The sequence below is a fragment of the Luteibacter sp. P4_E6 genome (assembly GCF_056401535.1).
Genome location: NZ_JBFUJE010000375.1, coordinates 1 through 3,859 on the forward strand (window position 1 = coordinate 1; position 3,859 = coordinate 3,859).

2 protein-coding genes are annotated in these 3,859 nt (G+C 63.1%); both read left to right on the top strand.

Annotated features, from left to right (window positions below; genetic code table 11):
• The first annotated feature begins 215 nt into the window (after window positions 1-215).
• Window positions 216-2,852, top strand: a complete 2,637-nt coding sequence (locus tag AC1DT2_RS17465) for a glycosyltransferase (protein ID WP_477297724.1) — start codon at window positions 216-218, stop codon at window positions 2,850-2,852.
• Between the two features lie 146 nt (window positions 2,853-2,998).
• On the top strand, window positions 2,999-3,859 hold an 861-nt coding region (locus AC1DT2_RS17470), incomplete at its 3' end, for an autotransporter assembly complex protein TamA (RefSeq protein WP_477297726.1).

Genomic DNA, 3,859 nt, shown 5'->3' on the forward strand with positions numbered 1-3,859 from the left:
CTTGCCCGCTGCCGCGGGATCGCCGATGAATCGGCTCCTACATGGGGTTTGCAGCCCTGCCACAGGGGGTGCAGACGCCCTCTGAACGCCCCGCTCTCTGAGTTGAGCCTGACCGGTCCATCCATCATGCGTTGAGCCATAACGCCCCGTTCGTTAAGCTCCCCCGGTTACCTCACTTGATGCCACTTGGGGGCCGACCGGTCCGGGGATTGTTTTTGAGCGCTGTTACCACGACCGAACGAAGCCATCCGATCCTCACCGCGCTGCTGCTGGCGGTCCTAGTCGCGGGCCTCAATGTGGGCCTGTGGTTCCTGGGGAACATTCCACGCGGCCCCGACGACTGGAACGGCCCCATCTCGGGCTTTGCCTTCACGGCTTACCAGCGCTACCAGAACCCGATGAGGGGCGATCTCTCCAGCGATCCCGAGATCACCGGCGACCTTCATCTGGTCCACCGGTATTCCCCTCGCATCCGTACCTATTCGATGCTGGAAAACCCGCAGACGATCCGCCTGGCCGACAAGGAAGGCCTGGATGTGATGGCAGGTGCCCAGATCGATACGCGCCTGGAGAACAACGAGCGCGAGATCGACGCGCTGATCGCCCAGGCCCACCGTTTCCCCAAGACCATCTCGCGCGTCATCGTCGGTAACGAGGTTCTTTACCGAGGCGATCTCAAGCCCGAACAGATGATGGCCTACCTCGACCGCGTGCGTGCCGCCGTGCACCAGCCGGTCTCCATGGCCGAGCCGTTCCACGTGTGGATGCAGAATCCGGAACTGGCCGACCACGTCGATTTCATCACCGTCCATCTGTTCCCCTACTGGAACGGTATCGACCGCAAGGACGCCGTGCCCGACTCGATCGGCACGCGTGAGGCCGACGGCTCCAAGGACACCGACGGTAGCTTCCAGGCCCTTCAGCATCGCTTCCCGGGCAAGCACATCGTCATCGGCGAGATCGGCTGGCCCTCCAATGGCGATCGTCACGAATACGCCTACCCGACCGTTTCCAACGAAGCGATCTTCCTGCGCGACTTCTTCAACATGGCCAAGCGCAAGGGCATCGACGACTACTACGTCCTCGAAGCCATCGACCAGCCGTGGAAGGAAAACCTGGGCGAAGGCCGCACCGGCGCGTACTGGGGCATGTTCAATGCCGATCGCCAGCTGAAATTCCCGTTCAAGGGTCCGGTCACCGAAGACACCAGCTGGCCGTGGAAGGCTTTTGCGGCGTCGGCCCTGGCCTTCTTCCCGATGGTCTGGTTCGGCAGTCGCTTCCGTYGGTTCAAGCTGATGGGCCGGCTGTTCTTCATGGCCCTGCTGCAGTTGGCCTGCGGCCTGATCGTCTGGTCGGCCACCCTGCCCTTCAACTTCTACCTGAGCCCCTTCGACTGGGCCATGCTGATCCTGCTGTTCCCGGCACAGATCGCCATCCTCGCCATCCTGTTGATCAACGGATTCGAGTTCACCGAAGTGCTTTGGCGTCGCGAATGGATCCGCCATGCCGGCATGCTGCCGTACGACCCGGTCGAGAAGCAGCCCTTCGTTTCCATCCACCTGGCTTGCCACAACGAGCCGCCGGAGATGGTGCAGATCACGCTGGATTCGCTGGCCAGGCTGAATTACGAGAACTTCGAAGTGCTGGTGCTGGACAACAACACCAAGGATCCCGCGGTGTGGGAACCGGTAAAGGCCTACTGCGAAAAGCTGGGCCCGAAGTTCCGTTTCTTCCATCTCGAGCCGTGGCCCGGTTACAAGGCAGGTGCGCTGAACTTCGGTCTCACCGCCACGGACGAGCGCGCCGACGTGGTCGCCGTGATCGATGCCGATTACGAGGTCCGTGAGGACTGGCTGGCCGCGCTGACCGGCTACTTCCACGACTCCAAGGTGGCCGTGGTGCAGTGCCCGCAGGCCCACCGCGAATTCGAGAACAACCGGTTCCGCCGCATGACGGCTTGGGAATACGACGGCTTCTTCCGCATCGGCATGCACCACCGCAACGAGCGCAACGCGATCATCCAGCACGGCACCATGACCATGGTTCGTCGCTCCGCGCTCGAAGGCACCGGCGGCTGGTCCGAATGGACGATCTGCGAGGATGCCGAGCTCGGTCTGCGCCTGATGCATGCGGGTTACGAACTGGTCTACGTCGACGAGTTGATGGGCAAGGGCCTGACGCCCGCCGACTTCAAGGCCTACAAGAGCCAGCGTTACCGCTGGGCCTTCGGCGCCATGCAGATCCTCAAGGGCCGCTGGAGCTGGATGACCCGCAAGGGGCCCCTCTCGGCAGGTCAGCGCTTCCACTTCCTCACCGGCTGGTTCAGCTGGTTTGCCGATGCCCTGCACTTCATCTTCACGATGATGGGGCTGCTGTGGACCGCCGGCATGATCTATGCGCCGCAGTACTTCAACCTGCCGATGCAGCTGTTCCTGATCCCCGTGATCGGGTTCTTCTTCGCCAAGGCGATCTTCGGCTTCGTGCTCTATCGCGCACGTGTCCCGTGCAGCTGGTACGACACCATCATGGCGTCGGTGGCCAGCATGGGCCTGTCCCACGCCATTGCCCGCGGCATCCTGCACGGCCTGACGCGCGAGAAGACCGCCTTCGTGGTCACTGCCAAGAGCCGTCGCATGGGTGGCAGCAGCTTTGCCGCTTTCGCACCCGTGCGTGAGGAAGGTCTCATGGCGATCGCCCTGCTCTGCGCGGTGATCGGCATGGCGATGCACTACGGGACGAGCTACGTGGAGAGCGTGTTGTGGATGTTCATCCTCACCGCGCAGTCCATTCCGTACGTGTCGGCACTGGTCGGCGCCTGGATCGCGCACACCGCCGGTGATGAGGCAGGCTGAACCGGCGCGGGGTCGTTCACGTTTGTGTATCGACCCTGCACGCCGCGCGCGGTAACTTACGCCAAGACTTGATGTCAGGGGACGCCGGAGGCGCCCCGCTCGCCGCCGTACCCACGGTGTTGGTTCACGACCGGAACGGGATGCTCATGCGCCGAACCAGACGCCATGGACTGCTGCTTCTGCCGTGGTTCCTCCTGCCCTGCCTCGCCCATGCCGGCGTCGTCCTTACCGTGGACGGTGTCGACGAGAGCCTGAAAAACGCCGTCGTCGCGGGTGTCGAGCTGAGCCAATACGCCAAGCGCGATGCGACCGCGGCGCAAATCCGGCGTCTTTACGACAAAGCCCCCGACCAGGTTCAGTCCGCGCTGCGGCCCTACGGTTACTACGAAGCCACGGCCACGGGCGACATCAAGCAGGTCGGCAACGACTGGCAGGTGACTCTGCACGTGGTTCCCGGCATGCCAGTGACCGTGAAGACGGTGAACGTCGGTATCGACAAGGAGCCCGCCAAGCTTCCCCAGATCGCTCGCGCCCTGCGCGGCGTCAATGGACTGAAGGACAAACCACTCAACGACGGCCAGTACGACGCGGCACGCGATGCCGTCAGCGGCGCGCTGACCGCGACAGGCTTTCTCGACGCGAAGCTGGTCACGCATCGTGTCGAAGTGAACCGCGCCGAACACAGCGCCACCGTGGAACTGACCTGGGAAACCGGCAAGCGCTATCGCTACGGCAAGATCCACTTCGAGAACTCGCAGTTCCGCGAAAGCTTCCTGGATCGCTACGTACCCTTCAAGAGTGGCGACTACTTCTCGCAGAACCAGTTGCTGGATTTGCAGCAGGCGCTCAACGGTGCCGACTACTTCGCCGTGGTCAATGTCATGCCCGATACGGACAACGCGAAGGACGGCACGATCGACATCAACGTGGAGCTGGCACCCGCCAAGCGCACGATCTACACCGGTGGCCCGTTCTTCGGCACCGTTACGGGCGCCGGTCTGCAGGGC